Origin of the sequence: Streptomyces sp. NPDC050548 (assembly GCF_044457385.1) — a bacterium.
Classification (GTDB): Bacteria; Actinomycetota; Actinomycetes; order Streptomycetales; family Streptomycetaceae; genus Streptomyces.
Genome location: NZ_JBITGV010000030.1, coordinates 6,858 through 24,146, shown reverse-complemented (window position 1 = coordinate 24,146; position 17,289 = coordinate 6,858). Strand labels below are relative to the sequence as shown.

14 protein-coding genes are annotated in these 17,289 nt (G+C 71.5%); 7 read left to right on the top strand and 7 right to left on the bottom strand.

Going from position 1 to position 17,289, the window contains the following annotated elements:
- Positions 1-9 precede the first annotated feature (9 nt).
- On the top strand, positions 10-708 hold the full coding sequence (locus ACIBJH_RS45955; protein WP_399122984.1) for a response regulator: 699 nt from the start codon (positions 10-12) through the stop codon (positions 706-708).
- The gene (locus tag ACIBJH_RS45950; protein ID WP_399122983.1) at positions 705-2,531 is read left to right on the top strand and encodes a sensor histidine kinase; all 1,827 of its coding nucleotides are present in this window, start codon (positions 705-707) and stop codon (positions 2,529-2,531) included. Before ACIBJH_RS45955 ends, ACIBJH_RS45950 begins: the two co-directional genes overlap by 4 nt.
- 6 nt (positions 2,532-2,537) lie before the next feature.
- On the opposite strand, the gene ACIBJH_RS45945 is transcribed toward ACIBJH_RS45950, so the two are convergent.
- Positions 2,538-3,758: a saccharopine dehydrogenase family protein gene (locus ACIBJH_RS45945; protein ID WP_399122982.1), complete on the bottom strand. Its 1,221-nt coding sequence runs from the start codon at positions 3,756-3,758 to the stop codon at positions 2,538-2,540.
- 100 nt (positions 3,759-3,858) lie between these two features.
- Here ACIBJH_RS45945 and ACIBJH_RS45940 point away from each other — a divergent pair, with 100 nt between their 5' ends.
- On the top strand, positions 3,859-4,572 hold the full coding sequence (locus ACIBJH_RS45940; RefSeq protein ID WP_399122981.1) for a TetR/AcrR family transcriptional regulator: 714 nt from the start codon (positions 3,859-3,861) through the stop codon (positions 4,570-4,572).
- Between the two features lie 94 nt (positions 4,573-4,666).
- Here ACIBJH_RS45940 and ACIBJH_RS45935 read toward each other — a convergent pair whose 3' ends face one another.
- A complete protein-coding gene (locus tag ACIBJH_RS45935) occupies positions 4,667-5,563 on the bottom strand; it encodes a LysR family transcriptional regulator ArgP (RefSeq protein WP_399123043.1) in 897 nt (298 codons plus the stop codon).
- 69 nt (positions 5,564-5,632) lie between these two features.
- On the opposite strand from ACIBJH_RS45935, the gene ACIBJH_RS45930 reads away from it, so the two are divergent.
- Both ACIBJH_RS45930 and ACIBJH_RS45925 read left to right on the top strand, forming a co-directional pair.
- Positions 5,633-6,244, top strand: coding sequence for a LysE/ArgO family amino acid transporter (locus ACIBJH_RS45930; RefSeq protein ID WP_399122980.1), 612 nt, complete (start codon positions 5,633-5,635; stop codon positions 6,242-6,244).
- Positions 6,245-6,324: 80 nt separating this feature from the next.
- Positions 6,325-7,635, top strand: a complete 1,311-nt coding sequence (locus ACIBJH_RS45925) for an MFS transporter (RefSeq protein ID WP_399122979.1) — start codon at positions 6,325-6,327, stop codon at positions 7,633-7,635.
- 10 nt (positions 7,636-7,645) lie between these two features.
- Here the strand turns inward: ACIBJH_RS45925 and ACIBJH_RS45920 are convergent, their stop codons facing one another.
- The 4 genes from ACIBJH_RS45920 to ACIBJH_RS45905 all read right to left on the bottom strand — a co-directional run bounded on the left by ACIBJH_RS45920 (position 7,646) and on the right by ACIBJH_RS45905 (position 12,223).
- Entirely contained in the window at positions 7,646-8,095 is a 450-nt protein-coding gene (locus ACIBJH_RS45920) for a cyclic nucleotide-binding domain-containing protein (RefSeq protein WP_399122977.1), read from the bottom strand.
- A gap of 251 nt (positions 8,096-8,346) precedes the next feature.
- Positions 8,347-8,526 carry a hypothetical protein gene (locus ACIBJH_RS45915; protein ID WP_093630992.1) on the bottom strand — a complete coding sequence of 60 codons (180 nt, stop codon included), beginning with the start codon at positions 8,524-8,526 and terminating at the stop codon, positions 8,347-8,349.
- 29 nt (positions 8,527-8,555) lie between these two features.
- Positions 8,556-10,799 carry an FUSC family protein gene (locus ACIBJH_RS45910; protein WP_399122976.1) on the bottom strand — a complete coding sequence of 748 codons (2,244 nt, stop codon included), beginning with the start codon at positions 10,797-10,799 and terminating at the stop codon, positions 8,556-8,558.
- Between the two features lie 47 nt (positions 10,800-10,846).
- Positions 10,847-12,223 carry an NAD(P)/FAD-dependent oxidoreductase gene (locus ACIBJH_RS45905; protein ID WP_399122975.1) on the bottom strand — a complete coding sequence of 459 codons (1,377 nt, stop codon included), beginning with the start codon at positions 12,221-12,223 and terminating at the stop codon, positions 10,847-10,849.
- Positions 12,224-12,471: 248 nt separating this feature from the next.
- Here ACIBJH_RS45905 and ACIBJH_RS45900 point away from each other — a divergent pair, with 248 nt between their 5' ends.
- Positions 12,472-13,296: a methyltransferase domain-containing protein gene (locus ACIBJH_RS45900; protein ID WP_399122974.1), complete on the top strand. Its 825-nt coding sequence runs from the start codon at positions 12,472-12,474 to the stop codon at positions 13,294-13,296.
- 363 nt (positions 13,297-13,659) lie between these two features.
- Here ACIBJH_RS45900 and ACIBJH_RS45895 read toward each other — a convergent pair whose 3' ends face one another.
- Positions 13,660-15,576, bottom strand: a complete 1,917-nt coding sequence (locus tag ACIBJH_RS45895; protein ID WP_399122973.1) for an AMP-dependent synthetase/ligase — start codon at positions 15,574-15,576, stop codon at positions 13,660-13,662.
- 155 nt (positions 15,577-15,731) lie between these two features.
- Here ACIBJH_RS45895 and ACIBJH_RS45890 point away from each other — a divergent pair, with 155 nt between their 5' ends.
- A complete protein-coding gene (locus tag ACIBJH_RS45890; protein WP_399122972.1) occupies positions 15,732-17,129 on the top strand; it encodes an aminotransferase class V-fold PLP-dependent enzyme in 1,398 nt (465 codons plus the stop codon).
- Positions 17,130-17,289 lie beyond the last annotated feature (160 nt).

Genomic DNA, 17,289 nt, shown 5'->3' with positions numbered 1-17,289 from the left:
ATCCGCCCAATGTGCGCACATGTGCTGGTCGCCGAGGACGACGAGATGCAGGCCGAGCTGATACGACGCTCCCTGCTGACCGAAGGCCACACCGCGACCGTGGTCCACGACGGGGCCGCCGCCATCACCGCGGCCAGGAAACTCCGGCCCGACCTCGTGGTGCTCGACCTCATGCTGCCCGTGATCGACGGCTTCGGCGTGTGCCGGGCCCTGCGCGGTGAGGACGACATCCCCGTCCTGATGCTGACCGCCCGCTCCACCGAGGACGACGTCCTGCTCGGCCTGGAACTCGGCGCCGACGACTACATGACCAAGCCCTACAGCCCGCGCGAACTGATGGCCCGCATCCGCACGGTCCTGCGGCGCAGTGGCCGTACCACCGAGGGCAGACAGGAGGACACCGTCGTACGGGCGGCGGGGCTCTCCGTCGATCCCGCGCGGCACGAGGTGCGCTGCGACGGGACACCGGTGGACTGCACACCGGCCGAGTTCGAGATCCTGCTCGCGATGACCGCCGAGCCCGAACGGGTCTTCTCCCGGCGGCAGTTGCTGCAGTACACCAGGGGCCTGGACCGGGCGTCCACGGAACGGGCCGTCGACGTCCACATCATGAACCTGCGCAAGAAGATCGAGGCCGACCCGCGCCGGCCGGCCCGGCTGCTGACCGTGTTCGGTGTCGGCTACAAGCTGCGCGGCGGTCGCGCGTGAGGCCCCGGATACCGCTGCGCAAGCGGCTGTTGGTCCGGCTGCTCGTCGCCACCGTGCTGATCGCCCTCTGCTCGGTCGGGGCGACGGCCTGGCTCGCGGTGGAGACCACCACCCGGGCCATCCAGGAGGAACAGGGCCAGGACCTCGCCGACGACATGCGCATCCTCGCGCAGCTCAGCGGATACGCCGCGACCCACCCCGACTGGAAGGGCGTCGCCCCCACCGTCCGCGCACTGTCGAAGAAGATGGGCCGCCGTATCGCCCTCACCGCCACCGACCGCACCCTCATCGCCGACTCTGCGGCGCACGGCACCTCACTGCCGCCCCGCGCCGCCGCGAACGTCGACCCGCTGCACACCGACACGTACACGGAACCGGGCGCACAGCTGAGTGGTCTCGACCCCCGCGTCGTCGGACCGTACCGGCTGACCGCGAAGGAGCGGGCCCGGCTGGCGGTGCTGGCCAAGGACCGTCAGGCGTGCTTCAAACAGAACGGAATCGACACCACCATCACGATGACGCCGAGCGGCCGTCCCGTCCTCACCGACGCGGACGGCAAGGACGCCAACGACAATGTGCCCACGCCGTGCGCCGACGGGAAGCTCAACACCCCGACCGTCACCGAGAGCAAGGCGCTGAAGAAACTGATCGTGAGCGCCCAGCCCTGCTTGCTGCAGAAAGGCCTGAGCCTCACGGTCCCGTACTTCGGCGTCGACGTCTTCGACAAGAGCCTCGGCTCCCGCTACACCACGGGCGCGTACTCCAAGCTGGGCGACTCGGCCGACATACGAAAGGCGGAGGCCTGCACCGACAGCGCCCGCCGCGCCCAACTCGACCCCTACGTAGCGCCGGTGGCCGAACTGTTCCTGGGTGGCGGCGACACCACCGCCCCCCGCTTCGACGTCTCCCCGGCGAACAAGGCGAAGGTCGTCGGCGCGGCTGCGGCCGTACTGGCGCTCACGGTCCTGGTGACGGCGGTCGTCGCCACGAGGCTCGTACGTCCCCTGCGCGCGCTGACCGAGGCGGCCCAGCAGCCGCCGGAGCTGCACGTCCGGGTGCCGGTGCGGACCCGGGACGAGACCGGCATCCTGGCCGAGGCCTTCAACGACCTCGCCGATCGCCGCGAACGCATGGAGGCCCAGCGCAAGGCCATGGTCAGCGACATCGCCCATGAACTGCGCAGCCCGCTCACCAACATCCGGGGCTGGCTGGAGGTCACCCGGGACGGCTTCGTGGAACCCGACCCGGCGCTCCTCGGCTCGCTGCACGAGGAGGCGATGGTCCTCCAGCGCGTCATCGACGACCTCCAGGACCTCGCGGCGGCCGACGCAGGGACCCTGCGGCTGCACTGCGAACCCGTGCGCGTCGAGGACCTCTTCGACCAGGTCGCCGCCGCGTACCGGGTCACCGCCGCCACGGCCGGTGTCGTCCTGCTCACCAAGGCGGACCGCACCCTCTGGCTCGACGCCGACCCGGTACGCATGCGCCAGGTGCTCGGCAACCTCGTGTCCAACGCGCTGCGCCACACACCGGCCGACGGCACGGTGAGCCTCACCGCGTGGCGCGAGGGCGACCGGGCCGTCCTGACCGTCACCGACACCGGTACGGGCATCGCGCCCGAGGCCCTTCCGCACGTCTTCGAACGCTTCTGGCGCGCCGACCAGTCCCGCAGCCGCCGCACCGGGGGCAGCGGCCTGGGCCTGTCCATCGTCCGCGACCTGATCGCCGCCCACAGCGGCACGGTCGAGGCGGCGAGCACGCCCGGCTCCGGCTCCACGTTCACCCTGAGGCTTCCCGACTCGCCCTCGCCGGAGGGAAGTTGAGCCGGGTCACTGCTCCCGCAGACCCCACGGCGAGCCGTACGCCGTCAGCAGGTCCAGGAACGGGCCGGCCGGGAACGCCTCCGGGCCCAGCACACCCGAGCCGGTCCACGCTCCCGTTGCCAGCAACTCCAGGGCGATCACCGGGTTGATCGCGGTCTGCCACACCACGGCCTGGGAGCCGTACTCCGTCATCGACCACTCGTTGTCGACCACGTGGTAGAGGTACACCTCGCGCGGCGCCCCGTCCTTCGTGCCACGCACCCACGTCCCCGCGCAGGTCTTGCCGCGCATACGGTCGCCCAGCGTCGCCGGATCGGGCAGACAGGCGGCGACGACATCGCGCGGCGACACGGCGACCGGTCCAGAGGCGCTCGCCACGGTCACCGGCTCGGTGCGGTCGAGCCCCAGCAGGTGCAGGGTCTTCAGCGTCTCGATGAACTCGTTGCCGAGCCCGTACTTGAAGGTGACCCGCTTCGCGTCGACCCGGCGCGGAACCAGCAGCACCTCCTCGTGCTCCACGTTCACGCACTCCACCGGGCCGATGCCCTCGGGGAAGTCGAACACCTCGGGCTCGCTGAACGGTTCCGTGGTGAACCAGCCGCGGCCGGCCTCGTAGACGACCGGCGGGTTCAGGCACTCCTCGATCGTGGTCCAGATGGAGAAGGAGGGCGCGAAGTCGTAGCCGTCGACGGTGAGGTTCGCGCCGTCGCGGATGCCGATCTCCTCGATCTCGTCGAAGAGTTCATCGGCGGCGTACCGAGCGAACACGTCCGAGAGCCCCGGCTCCACCCCCATCCCGACGAGGGCGAGCGCACCCGCCTTCTCCCACTCGGCCGCGTCCTCGAACTGCGCGTCCCCGAGCTTGACCCCGCACTCCTCGTACGGCCGGTCCGGATGCGGCCGGGACAGCGACATCGCCATGTCGAGGTAGTTCGCCCCGGCGGCCCGCGCCGCACGGAACAGGGGGAGGACGAAGCGCGGGTCGGTCGCGTTCAGCAGCACGTCGCACTCGTGCGCGCGCAGCGCCGCCACGACGGCCTCCTCGTCGTTCGCGTCCAGCCGCTCGGCACGGAACCGGGCGCCGGCGTCCCCGAGCGCGGCGACCGCCGCTTCCGCTCGCGTCAGGTCGTAGTCGGCGACCACCATCGCGTCGAAGAACGGACGCCGGGCCGCGATCCGGGTGATCGCACCACCCACACCACCGGCTCCCACGAGCAGTACACGCATGGCAAGAACTCCTTCAGTGCCGATATCTCTCCGGAGATACAACGCCGGTCGTCGGGATAAGGTCAATGGCGTTGGCATAAGGACGTATGAGGAGGCCGGGATGCCGAAACCGGTGGTGCCGGAGGAGAAACGGCGGCGGCGCCGTCCCACCAAGAGCGGCACCGTCCTGTCCGAGCGACTGATCGTCGACACGGCCCTGCGCATGCTCCGCGAACACGGCAGCGCCGGACTGACCGCCCGCCGCCTCGGCCTCGCACTGGACGCCGACCCCAGCACCCTCTACCGCTACTTCCGGGGCATGGACGAACTGACCCTGGCCATCGGCGACGCCCTCGTCGGACAGGCGCTGCGGGGCTGGGAGCCGACGGGGGAGTGGCGGGCGGACCTGCGTGCCGTCGGCCTGCGCATCCACGCCGCGTACGTCGCCCACCCGCAGGCCGCCCAGCTCACGGCGAGCCGCGTCACCGGCCGTGCCAATGAACTCGCCGCCGACGAGGCAGTGTTGGACGTCCTGCGCTCGGCCGGCCTCCCACTGCCGGACACCGTCCGGATCTACCACGCGTTCATCGACCAGACCCTGGCCTTCGCCGCCCTGGACGCCGCGTCCCTGGCCCTGCCGAGCGCCTCGCTCCGCGCGGACGAGGACATGTGGCGCTCGACCTACGCCCGCCTGCCGCGCAGCACGCACCCGCGCATCGCGGAGGCGGCACCGCTCCTGGCGACCCGTATGGTCCAGAGCGCCTACCCAACGGCCCTGGAGATGCTGCTGGACAGCGTGGCAGCCCAATTGTCACCGGTTCGACAGACGCCCTGAAGGGGCGCGGGGCTGTGTCGATATGCGGCTCCGCCGCGTGGGCGCGCCCAGCCACGACGGCGCAGCAGACGACAGACGACCGCACCTGGCCCAGCTAGCGCAGCGTCCCCGCCGCTCTGGCGGCCACCGCATCGGCCAACGCCGCCAACGCCGGCGAATCCAGCTTCCACTGCTGCCAGTACAGCGGTACATCGACCGCCCGCGAGGGCGCGAGGTTCACCAACTCGCCCGCACGCAGCAGCGGTTCGGCCTGCATCTCCGGAACCATGCCCCACCCCAGCCCCGCGGCGACGGACGCGACGAACCCCTCCGAGGTCGGCACGAGATGCCGTACCGCGCTCGCCCCGCCCGGCCCGCGCCGCAGCCGCCGTACGAAGGTGTCCTGGAAGTCGTCCAGCCGGTCGAAGGTCACCACCGGTGCCTCGGGCAGCGCGTCCCGCAACGGACCCGCGAGCCATGTCTCCCTGAACTCCGGGCTCGCGACCGGGAGATAACGCATCCGCCCCAGCGCCCGCACCGAACAGCCCGGCACCGCGTCCGGCGACGAGGTCACCGCCGCCATCACCAGCCCCTCGCGCAGCAGGGCCGCCGTATGGTCCTCGTCCTCGCGGCGGAGTTCGAAGCAGACCGGCACATCGCGCGGGACGCGGGTGAGCGCGCCCAGGAACCAGGTGGCGAGCGAGTCCGCGTTGACCGCGATCGACACCCGGGTCGGTTCGCCGGCCCCACTCATCCCCAGCTCGGCGCGCGCGTCCCGCTCCAGGCGGGCCAGTTGGCGGGCGAACCGCACGACCACCTCGCCGGACTCGGTCGTCCGCACCGGCTTGGTGCGCAGCAACAGGACCCGGCCCGTGCGCTGCTCCAGGGCCTTCACCCGCTGGCTGACCGCCGAGGGCGTCACATGCAGGGCGGTGGCCGCCGCGTCGAACGTGCCCTCGTCGACCACCGCGAGCAGCGTCCGCACCTGATCGAGGGGCAGCTCCGAAATCATCACGATCGCTAATGTTACGTAAGAATCTTTAGCTGTACTCCCGATGCCGACCTCTCTAGCGTCGAGGGCGTGACCAACGCCTTCTCCGCAGCAGCCGCCGGCTTCGGCACCGGCCTCTCGCTCATCGTCGCCATCGGCGCCCAGAACGCCTTCGTCCTGCGCCAGGGCATCCGCCGCGAGGCCGTCCTCGCCGTGGTCGGCATCTGCGCCCTGTCCGACGCCCTCCTCATCGCGCTGGGCGTCGGCGGAGTCGGCGCGGTCGTGGTCGCCTGGCCGGGCGCGCTCAGGGCGGTCGGCCTGATCGGCGGAGCGTTCCTGCTCGTCTACGGCGTCCTCGCCGCCCGCCGGATCTTCCGCCCCGCCGCCCTGCACGCCGAGGGCGGGGCGACCGTCTCGCGCCGCCGGGCCGTCCTCACCTGCCTGGCGATGACCTGGCTCAACCCGCACGTCTACCTCGACACCGTCTTCCTGCTCGGCTCGATCGCCGCCGACCGCGGCCCGCTGCGCTGGACCTTCGGACTCGGCGCGGTGTGCGCCAGCGCGTGCTGGTTCACCGCGCTCGGGTTCGGGGCCCGCCTGCTCAGCCGCTTCCTCGCCAAGCCCTCGGCCTGGCGGGTCCTGGACGGTCTGGTCGCCGCCACGATGATCGGTCTCGGCGCAACTCTCGTCGCCGGAACGTGAGATCACGGATTCGGCAGCCACAACCGGTGCTGCGATAGTGAACCCTGGTCGATTAGATGTAGCGAGCAACCAGGAAGCCAGTGGACACCAGCGAGAGCACCGACAGCGGCACCGAACCCGAGGCCCAGAAGGACACGGAACCCGCCACAACACCCCGGCGTGGCTGGCGCCGCTGGGCGATGGACACCCGCCCGCTGCGCATCCCCGCCTACCGCCGCCTGTGGTCCTCGACCATCGTCACGGCCGTCGGCAGCCAGCTCACCGCCGTCGCCGTACCCAAGCAGATCTACGACATCACCGGCTCCTCCGCCTGGGTCGGCGCCGCCAGCATGGCCGGCCTGCTGCCGCTCATCGTGTTCGCGCTGTGGGGCGGCTCGCTCGCCGACAGCATGGACCGCCGCAAGCTGCTGCTGATCACCAACAGCGGGATAGCCGTCACCTCGGTGCTGTTCTGGCTCCAGGCCGTCACCGGCCTCGAATCGGTGGCCGCGCTGCTGCTGCTGCTCGCGATGCAGCAGGCCTTCTGGGGTCTCAACGCGCCCGCCCGCAACGCCTCCATCGCCCGTCTGGTCCCCGCCGAGCAGCTGGCCGCCGCCAACGCCCTCGGCTCGACCGTCATGCAGACCGGCCAGGTCGTCGGACCGCTCCTCGCGGGCGCCCTCATCCCGGTCATCGGCCTGCCCGAGCTGTATCTCATCGACGCGCTGGCCCTGTGCGTCACCCTCTGGGCGGTCGTCCGGCTGCCCTCGCTGCCGCCCCTGGAGTCCGCGACACCGCGCCGCGCGGGCTGGCGCGAGGTCGTCGCCGGGTTCCGCTACATCTCGCTGCACAAGGTGCTGCTGCTGTCCTTCCTCGCCGACATCGTCGCGATGGTCTTCGGCATGCCCCGCGCCCTGTTCCCGCAGCTCGCCGCTCAGACCTACGCGCCCTACGGCGAGGGCCTCGCGCTCGGCATGCTGTTCGCGGCGATCCCGATCGGGGCGGTGGTCGGCGGGCTGTTCTCCGGCACGTTCTCGCGGGCGCGGCGGCACGGCTGGATGGTGATCGGCGCGGTCGTCGCCTGGGGCGCGGCCATCACCGGGTTCGGGCTGAGCAGCAACCTGTGGATCGGTGTGGCGTTCCTGGCCGCCGCCGGGGTCGCCGACATGGTGTCCATGGTGTTCCGCGGGGCGATCCTGCTGTCCGCCGCCACCGACGAGATGCGCGGCCGTATGCAGGGCGTCTTCACCGTCGTGGTGGCGGGCGGGCCTCGCCTCGCCGACGTCCTGCACGGCACGGCGGGCTCGGCCTTCGGCCCCCGCACGGCGGTCGCCGGCGGCGGCATCCTGGTCGTGGTCATCATGCTGACCCTGGCCTTCGCGGTCCCGGCGCTGCGCCGCTACCGCATCTGAGGCCGCGCGTTCAGACGTGCCCGTGGAGCGTGTAGTGCTCCATCAGCTTGCCCCGGGTCAGCTCCAGCCGGTGCGCGAGGATCTCCGCGACGATCCGCACCAGGGAGAGCCCTAGCAGCGGATCCTCCACGCACAGCGCGAGCACGGCCGCCGCGTCGAACTCGTACGCCCGCACGGCACTGAACGCCTCCGCGCCGAAGTCCCACTGGTAGGGCGGGAACAGCCACGACCAGCCGAGCAGGTCGCCCGCCCCGAGAGTGCCCACGGTCACCCGCTGCTGGGGTGTCACCCGCTGGTCGAGCGAGACCGCGCCGGAGCGGATCACCCAGAAACGGTCGGCCGTGCCGCCCGCCTCGAAGATCCTGGAGTCCTCGGCGAACGACACCTCCTGCGCGAGCTCCATCAGCCGTTCGCGCTGGGTCTGGGGCAGGGCGGTCAGCAGTTTTATCGCTTTGGTCATGGCTCGGGGCTCCTCGCCGGCAGCGGTTCCGGAATTCTCCCTACGCCCATTTCAGCCGCTGTCGACGTCCCGGGCACCTCGGGGGACGGAATCGGGGCATGAAAAAGCCCTGGCTGGACGGGGGAGACCAGCCAGGGCCGTTAAGCGGTGGCGGCGGAGGACGGTACGGTCGACTCCGTGACCACGTATGAATGAACCGTAAACCATCAGCGGGCATTTCGTACCCAGCTGAACCGGTCGCGTGACCGGTTTCACTTCGCGGCATGCCGGCCGGGGGCCACGATCTCGTCCAGCACCCGCAGAACGGCCTCGTAGGCGACCTCCCGCACGGGGTCACCCTGTTCCGACCACGAGTGCGCCTCCTGGGCGGCGAAGGCCCGGGCCCGTTGGATGCGCCGCAACAATTCACCCGAGTCCACGACATCAGTCATGCCGAACGTCTACCCCCGGCGCGCGGAGTTCACTTCGCCGGCGCCGGAATCGGCACACCGAGCGGGCGCGCCAGACCGACCACGGCCTCGTCGAGGCGCTGCAGATGCCGCAGCACGCGGTCGGTGACCCGGCCGTAGCGCGGGGTCCCGGGGGTGCCGGGCCGCAGCAGGGACGCGATGCTCGGCCCGGTCTCGATCAGGCCCACTGCGTCCCCGTCCGCGACATGCGCGCCGATGACCCCGATGTTGTGCACGATCCGGTGCCCCGCCTCCCGCAGCCGGGGATCGGCCGCGATCGACGGATGCGTCGGCAGCAGCTCGGCGGTCGCCGCCAGATACCGTGCGTGATAGGCGCAGGTCTCCAGCAGCGCGACGACGAACCGGGCCGTGTCCCGGCGTGCCCGCAACGGCGTGATCGGGTGCGTCAGCGGCTGCGTCGAGGCGCTCAGGTCGGCCAGGGCCTGGTCCAAGTCCCTTGCCTTGTCGAGGAGTTCGGCCGGGGCGCCACCGCTGAGCTGGTCGACGGCCGCCTCGGTGACGTCAGTGAGCCGAGCCAGCACGGTCCCGAGGAGTTCGTTCGTACGACGGTCCGTGTGCACCGGCAGCACCAGCGCCGCCGCGACCACCCCGCAGGCCGCTCCGAGCGCCGTCTCCTCCACCCGCAGCACCAGCACCGACGCGCTGTAGGTGTGCAGCAGCGTGTAGAGCAGGCCCAGCATCGCGGTGACGAAGAAGGACATCAGGGTGTACGACAGCGGTGCCGTGTAGAACATCGCGAAGATGAACAGCAGCACCAGCGCGAACGCCGTCCACGTGTGATGCCCGACCAGGCCCGCCAGCCCGATACCGGCGACCACACCGAGGACCGTGCCGAGCAGCCGCCGGTAGCCCTTGACGAGGATCTCGCCCGTGGACGAGGTGTTGAGGAACACGATCCAGCAGGTCAGCACCGCCCAGTACCAGCGCTGACTGGACAGGAACTCGCCGCCGATGATCGCCAGCGACGACCCGACGGCGACCTGCACGGCCGCCCGTGTCGTAGGCCGCCGCAACCCCGTGCGCTCCGCGTCCTCCGCCTCCTCGCTGCTCGCGATGGCGACGTCCTCCGCGTCCAGCTCCTCGCGCGAGCGGGTCGTGGCGGGCGTGTCCTCGGACTCGTCCTGCGGCCCGTCCACGGCGATCCGCAGCCCCAGCACGGCACGCGCGGCCTCGCCGATGCCCCGGAACACGTCCTGCACGGCATCGGAGGCCGACGGCAGGTTCTCCTCCTCGCGATAGCCCAGCAGCCGGTTGCGCACCTGGGCCAGTCCGGTGCCCGAGTCCGCGCCCACGGGCCGCAGCACCAGCAGGCGCAGCGCCTCCAGCTCGCGGCGCAGCGTGTCGGTCGTCCCGTCCCGCACCGGCAGTCGGCCGGTCGACGGGACGGGCGCGCCCGGCAGATGCAGGGTCAGGGTGTGCCCCCGCTCGGCGCTGCGCGCGGTCAGCAGCAGGAGACCAAGCCGCTCGGCGGCGATCTCCGCGTCGGCGATCCGCCGCTGCACCAGCCGGGCCACCGCCTCGTCGGAGGTCCCGTCCTCCAGTCGCCCCTGGATCAGCAGCGCCGTCTCGTGCAGCCGCGCGGTCCCTTCCCGTACGTGGTCGAGGGCCTTCTCCATGTCGTCCGGACCGGCGTCGAGCAACGCGAGCTGCGCGGTGACCAGTTGGGCGAACCGGGCCCGGAACGCCCGCCGCAGCCGGTCCAGCGTCCCCGTCGGGGTCTCCGGCACCAGCGCGAACCGCACCAGCGCGCTGCACACGAAGGCCACGCCGATCACGCCGTACAGCCGGGGCAGAGTGGAGACGGTCGCGCCGATGAACAGGGACAGGAAGTAGATCTGGAAGCCGATCAGGCCGAGCGCGGTGCCGCGGTCGCCGAAGCGGCGGCTGTAGACCGCGCCGAAGATCAGCAGGACGAAGAAGACGTCACCGGCGACCACCCGGGAGTTCAGCAGCGCGCTCAATGACACCGAGGCCAGCGCCACCGGCAGACCGAGCGCGAGCGTCACCGCCTGCCCCGCGCGCTGCTTCTCGCGGATGGCGAACGTGGAGACCATCGCCGACATCGCCCCGGCCACCAGATGCGGCACCGAGGCGTGCAGCAGGGAGAGCACGGTCAGCGTGAGCGCGATCGAGGCCACCGTCCGCAGCCCGGCCGTCAGCCGCAGCAGTCCGGGATCGGACGCCGCGACGCGATACCGCACCCGTGCCCACGCCGCCCGTCCCGCTGCCCTCACGCCGCCGTACTCTCCCCGGGGTCATCTCAAGATCCGTACCACCGATGCTACGGCTCCTGGGTCCCGGCCCCTTCGACCTGGTCCCGCACCTGCTCCGGCGAGAGATACGAGTCGGTGTACTCGAAGTCCTTCAGCGTGGCCGGTTTGCGGGCCTGGAAGCCGGTGCGCACGAAGTCGTCGCCGGCCAGCGCGTTCAGCGTCCAGTTCGTCGCGACGCGGACCTTGGCCACGTTGGTGCGCAGCGCCGCCCAGTGATAGCCGCGGGCGGCGAACTGGGCGGGCAGGCCGCGCAGTTCGATGCCGAGCGGCTTGGACACCGCGTCCCTGCCGCCGAGGTCCACGACCAGCCCGAGGTCCTTGTGGACGTACGGCTTCAGCGGTTGGTTGCGCAGGGTCGCGATCACGTTGTCGGCGACCACCTTGCCCTGGCGCATCGCGTGCTGAGCGGTCGGCGGACAGATCGCGCCCTCCCCGCCCTTGGCCTCGTCCGGCACCGCGCCGGAGTCGCCGAGCGCGAACACCCCGTCGTGCCCGGGGAGGCTCATGTCGGCGGTGACCGCGAGCCGCCCCCGAATCGTTTCCGCACCGAGCGTGGCGATCAGCGGACTGGCGACCACACCCGCCGTCCAGATCAGTGTCCGGGTCGGCACCACGCGCCCATCGGTGAAGGTGACCTCCTCCGGCCCGGCCTTGGCGATCGAGACACCCAGCGAGATGTCGATCCCGCGCCTGGTCAGGATCTCCTGCGCGCTCTTGCCGAGCTTGTCGCCCAGCTCGGGCATCAGCTTCGGCGCGATGTCGATGAGGTGCCACTTGATCAGCCCCGGGTCGATCCGGGGGTAGCGCTTGACCGCGGCGTGCGTCAGCTTCTGCAGACAGGCGGCCGTCTCGGTGCCGGCGTATCCGCCGCCCACCACCACGAACTGCAGCCGCGAGGCCTTCTCCGCCGGGTCGTCGCTCGCGTCCGCGAGGTCGAGCTGCGTGATCACGTGGTCGCGGATGTAGGCGGCCTCGGCGAGGGTCTTCATCCCGAAGGCGTTATCCGTCAGCCCGGGGATGTCGAAGGTGCGCGTGATGCTGCCGGGGGACAGCACGATGTAGTCGTAGGGCTCGTTGACGATCTCGTCGTTGATCGTGCGGATCACACAGACCTTGGCCTTGAGGTCCACACCGATGGCACCGCCCGGGATGATCCGGGTGCGGTACTTCTTGCTGCGGCGCAGCGAGACGGCGATCGACTGCGGGGTCAGGACGCCGGAGGCGACCTGCGGCAGCAGGGGAAGATAGAGCTGGTAGGAGAACGGCGTCACCAGGGCGACGTCAGCCTCGTCGGTGTTCAGTTTCCGTTCCAGACGGCGAACGCACTCGACTCCTGCGAAGCCTGCGCCAACCACCAGGATCCTCGGTCGTGTCACGGTGTTCATCCCTTCTGCGGCTCCAGGCGGTCTGCCTCGACGTCGTCCGCCTGCCCCTGGATCGCTGCTTCGCACCACATCGATCCCATCGTGCCGGGAGCCGTTCCGCCAGCTGAGCGCGGCAGGCAGACGAACGCGTGGGCACCAGCATGCCCCGCCGACGCCCGGCGTACGCCCCGGGCGCGTGAACAAATGGCGTACGTGAACCGGTCTCGACCCGCTCTTGGGCGACCGCTTCGGACCGTAGAGTGCACGCCATGTCGCACACTCAGCCCGAGCCGGGGTCCGGCTTCCGCACCCAGAACATCGACCCCGGCAACGTGACGCGGCTGGTGGCCGCGCTCGACATACAGGAGACCAATCCCGGCGTACGACGGCTGCGGGCCTGGGCGCACGAGGCACTCGACCCGCGTGCCGGGGAACGCGCCCTCGACATCGGGTCCGGCACCGGCTCGACGACCCGCGAACTGGCCGCCGCGGTCGGGGACAGCGGCTCGGCGCTCGGTGTCGAACCCAACCCCGGACTGCGGACGATCGCCCAGGAACGCGCCGCCGAGGCCGGCAACCCGGCCCGCTTCACGGACGGCGACGCACTGTCCCTGCCCGTGCCGGACGCCTCCGTGGACGTCGTCTGGTGCGAACGGGTCCTCCAGCACCTCGCCGAACCGGACAAGGCCGTCGCCGAGATGGCCCGAGTACTGCGCCCCGGCGGGCGCGTGGCCCTCCTCGACACCGACTGGGCGACCACGATCCTGCACCCCGGCGACCCGGAGATCATGGCCGCGCTCACCTCGGGCGCCCTCACCGGCGCGGCCAACCCCTACGCGGGACGCCGGCTCGTCGGCCAGCTCAGCGCGGCCGGATTCGTCGTCGACGACCGCGGCTCGCAGGCACTGCTCCAGGACCACCGCTCGGTCGTCTGGCCCCTGATCCGCATGCTCGGCGAGTCCGCCGTGCGCCGCGGCGCGCTCACCGAGGCCCAGCGCGACCGCGCCTACGCCGACCTCACCGAGGCCGCCGAACAGGGCGCGCTGCACATGTCCGTGACGATGTTCGCGGTCGTCGCCCACCGCCCGGAGTGACCTGCGGTCGGTGACCTGGCGCCCGTTCGGCGGGGTCCGTCGTGGACGCGGGGCGTGGCGCGGATCCCAAAGGTGCGGGGGTTCCGGCGCGGTGTCGTCGGACACCGACGCCTCCAGCGTGTCGCCGCCCTTGTCCGCCTGGCAGCCGCAGCGCCACGGTCGCGGTCGTCGCCCACCGTCCGGAGTGACCGCAGGTCGGTGACCCGGGGGCTGTCCGGCGGGGCCCGTCGTGGACGCGGGGCCCGGCTCAGGCCCTGAGGCGTGGCGGCCCAGCCGAGTTGTCGCCGGTCACCGATGCTCGCAGTCCTGGCTTCGCGCTACCGGCGGGCTCACCGCCCCGAGTGCCCCCGTGTTCCGGTGACCTCACCGGAACACGTTGTCCGCGTCCTCCCACCCCGTGACCTGCTCGTCCGCCGTAGGCAGGCGCGGGGCACGCGCGCGTGCCTGGTACATCGCGTCGATCTCGAACGCGTACTTCCGCACGATCGCGTCCCTGCGCAGCTTCATCGACGGCGTCAGCAGCCCGCCCGCGACGTCGAACGGCTGCGGGAGCACCCGGAACACCCGGATCGACTCGGCGCGCCCCACCGGGCTGTTGGCGGCCGCCACGGCCCGCGTGATCTCCTCCCGCAGCGCGTTCTCCTCACGCGCCTCCCGGCCCCGCGCGTCGCTCTGCATCGCGAGACCGGCCTGCCAGTGCGCCACGAACTCCGGGTCCAGGGTCAGCAGCGCCCCCACACAAGGACGGTCGTCGCCGACGACCACCGCCTGATGGATCAAGGGATGCATGCGCAGCCGGTTCTCCAGCGCGGCAGGCGCCACGCTCTTGCCGCTGCTGGTGATGATGATGTCCTTCTTGCGGCCGGTGATCGTGAGATACCCCTCGGTGTCCAGCCGCCCGATGTCCCCGGTCGCGAGCCAGCCCGCGTGCATGGTCGCCCGGGTCGCCCGCTCGTCGTTGATGTAGCCCTGGAACACCGAAGGGCCGTGCACCAGGATCTCGCCGTCCTCCGCGACCCGGATCTCGGTGCCGGGGAGTGCCTGCCCGACCGTGCCGATCTTCTCCCGGCCGGCCGGCTGCATGGTGATCCCGCCTGCGGTCTCCGTGAGCCCGTAGCCGTCGTGCACCATGATGCCGATGCCCGCGTAGAACAGGGACAGTTCACGGTTGAGCGGAGAGCCGCCCGACGTGCCGCCGACCACCCGGCCGCCCAGGCCCGCGCGCAGCTTGCGGTACACCGTCCGCTCGTACACGGCGTGTTGCAGCCGCAGATCGAGTCCGGGGCCCGAGCCCCGGCCGAGTCTCAGCCGCTCCTCGGCCGCCGCGAACTCCCGCGCGGTCGCCGCGGCCCGCTCGAACAGCGCGCCGCGGCCCAGCTGTTGGGCCGTCCGCAGCATGTTCTTGTAGATCTTCTCGAAGACCGACGGCACGGCGTAGAGGTAGGTGGGCCGGAAGGAGCGCAGCCCCGACACCAGCGCCGCCTCGGTCATCTCCGGCTCGTGGGCCATCAGCCAGCCGCCGCGCGTGCACAGCCCCTGGATCATCAGGCCGTACACATGGGAGAAGGGCAGGAAGGCCAGCACGGCCGGCTGTTCCCCCGGAGACGCAGCCGTGTTCGGCCAGCCCGAGAGCAGCGTGTCGCAGGGGCTGGCCAGGCTCCGATGGCTCAGCGCGCAGCCCATCGGGCGGCCCGAGGTGCCCGAGGTGTAGGCGACGACCGCGGTCGAGTCCGGCATCACGATCCGGCGCAGCGAGTCCACCGTGGTCTGCGGGATGTACGTGCCCCGCTCCACGAGTTGGGGCAGCGCCCCGGAGTCCAGCTGCCAGACGTGCCGCAGCAGCGGCAGCGCGGCGCACACCGTGCCGACCGTCATGATGCCCTGCTCGTCCTCCACCACCACGGCCACGCAGTTGGCGTCCCGCAGGATCCACTCGACCTGCTCGCGCGAGGACGTCGGATGGACCGGCACCACCTCGGCGCCGACGGCCCACAGGGCGTGGCTGAGCACCGTCCACTCGTAACGGGTGCGGGCCATGATCGCGACCCGGCTGCCCGGCGAGATCCCGGAGGCGATCAACCCCTTGGCCACGTCGACGACTTCGTCCCGCAGCTCGACCGCCGTCACTTCCTCCCACACGGGGGAGGAGGGGTCGGGCCTGCGCGCGATCAGCGGAAGGGTGGGATTGACGGCCGCGGTCTCGAAGACGCTGTCGGCGAGGCCGCCGGTGAGGGTGGACAGGGCGGAGGTGGGGGGTGGAGCGACGGCGAAGTCGCGCATGCGCTGCTCCTGGGTTGTACGGGGCGTGACTCTGCCGATCATTGCTGTTATCGACGGTGCTCGAATGTAGCCCAGGTGTGAGCGATTGGTGAGGGGAACAGGGAAGTGGCCTTACGGAGTTTGGTGGTTGAGTGGAACCGACCTGACAAAGCGGGGTGTACGAGGACGTGGGCACGGTGGATCTCGACGAGTTGAGGGCGCACGACTTCGGCTATCTGGACGCCGAGGGACACACCTATCTCGACTGCACGGGCGCGGGACTCGCCCCCAGCTCACTGGTTCTGGCCAGCGCCGCCCGGATCACCCGAGGCGTCTACGGCAACCCGCACTCGGAGAGCCCCGCCTCCCGCGCCTCCGGCGACCTGCTGGCCGAGGCCCGCGCGGCGGTGCTGCGGCACTTCTCGGCCGACCCGGCCGAATACACCGTGGTGTTCACCGCCAACGCGACGGCCGCGCTGCGCCTGGTCGGCGAGTCCTACCCCTTCGCGCCGGGCAGCCGACTGGTGATGCTCCTCGACAACCACAACTCGGTGAACGGGCTTCGGGAGTACGCCCGCGCCGCCGGCGCCAGGACCGAGTACGTTCCGGTCCACGGCCAGGACTTGGCCGTCGACGAGGACCGACTGCACACCGCACTCACGGCCCGCACCCGCCGCCGCGGACTCCTCGCCTATCCCGCGCAGAGCAACTTCACCGGGGTACGGCACTCCCTGGACTGGATCGCCACCGCGCGGGAACACGGCTACGACGTCCTGCTCGACGCCGCCGCGTTCGTCCCCGCCAACCCCCTCGACCTGTTCCGCTACCACCCGGACTTCACCGTGGTCAGCTGGTACAAGGTGTTCGGCTACCCGACCGGCATAGGCAGCCTCATCGTCCGCCGCGAGGCCCTCGCCCGGCTGCGCAGGCCCTGGTTCTCCGGCGGCACCATCTACGCCGCGAGCGCCCAGGCGCAGTGGCACGTCCTCGCGGACGGCGAGGCCGCCTTCGAGGACGGCACCGTCAACTTCCTCTCCATACCGGACATCACGGCAGGCCTGGAGTGGATCGACGCCATCGGAATGGACCGCGTGCACGACCACGTCGCCCGGCTCACCGGCCAACTCCTCGCGGGCATCGCGAAGTTACGGCACAGCGACGGCTCCCCGATGGCCCGGGTCTACGGCCCCACCGACAGCGGCCCCGCACGCGGCGGCACCGTCGCCCTCAACCTGCTCGGCGCGGACGGCCGGGTGATCGACGAACGCGTCGTCGCCCAGGACAGCGCCGAGCGCCGCATCTCGCTCCGCTTCGGCTGCTTCTGCAACCCGGGCGCCGGAGAGGCCGCCTTCGCCCTCCCTCTGCGCAGCCTGCGCTCGGCGGCCCGCACACCGATGCGCTCACTGGAGGAGTACCTCGACCTGCTGGGCCTGCCGTCCGCGGGCGCCGTACGGGTCTCGGTGGGTGTCTCCTCGCAGCCCAGGGACGTCGAAACGTTTCTGGAGTTCGTCGCGGACACCTACCGCGACCGCGTACCGACGGCGGCAGGCCTCGCCGACCGGGCGGGGTGCTGAGTGAGGTGACGGCGTGATGGCTGGGAGGCAGAGCGGGACGACGGACCGGTAGCTTGCCGAGCCGCCGAGCCGCCGAGCCGCCGAGCCGCCGAGCCGCCGAGCCGCCGAGCCGCCGAGCCGCCGAGCCGCCGAGCCGCCGAGCCGCCGAGCCGCCGAGCCG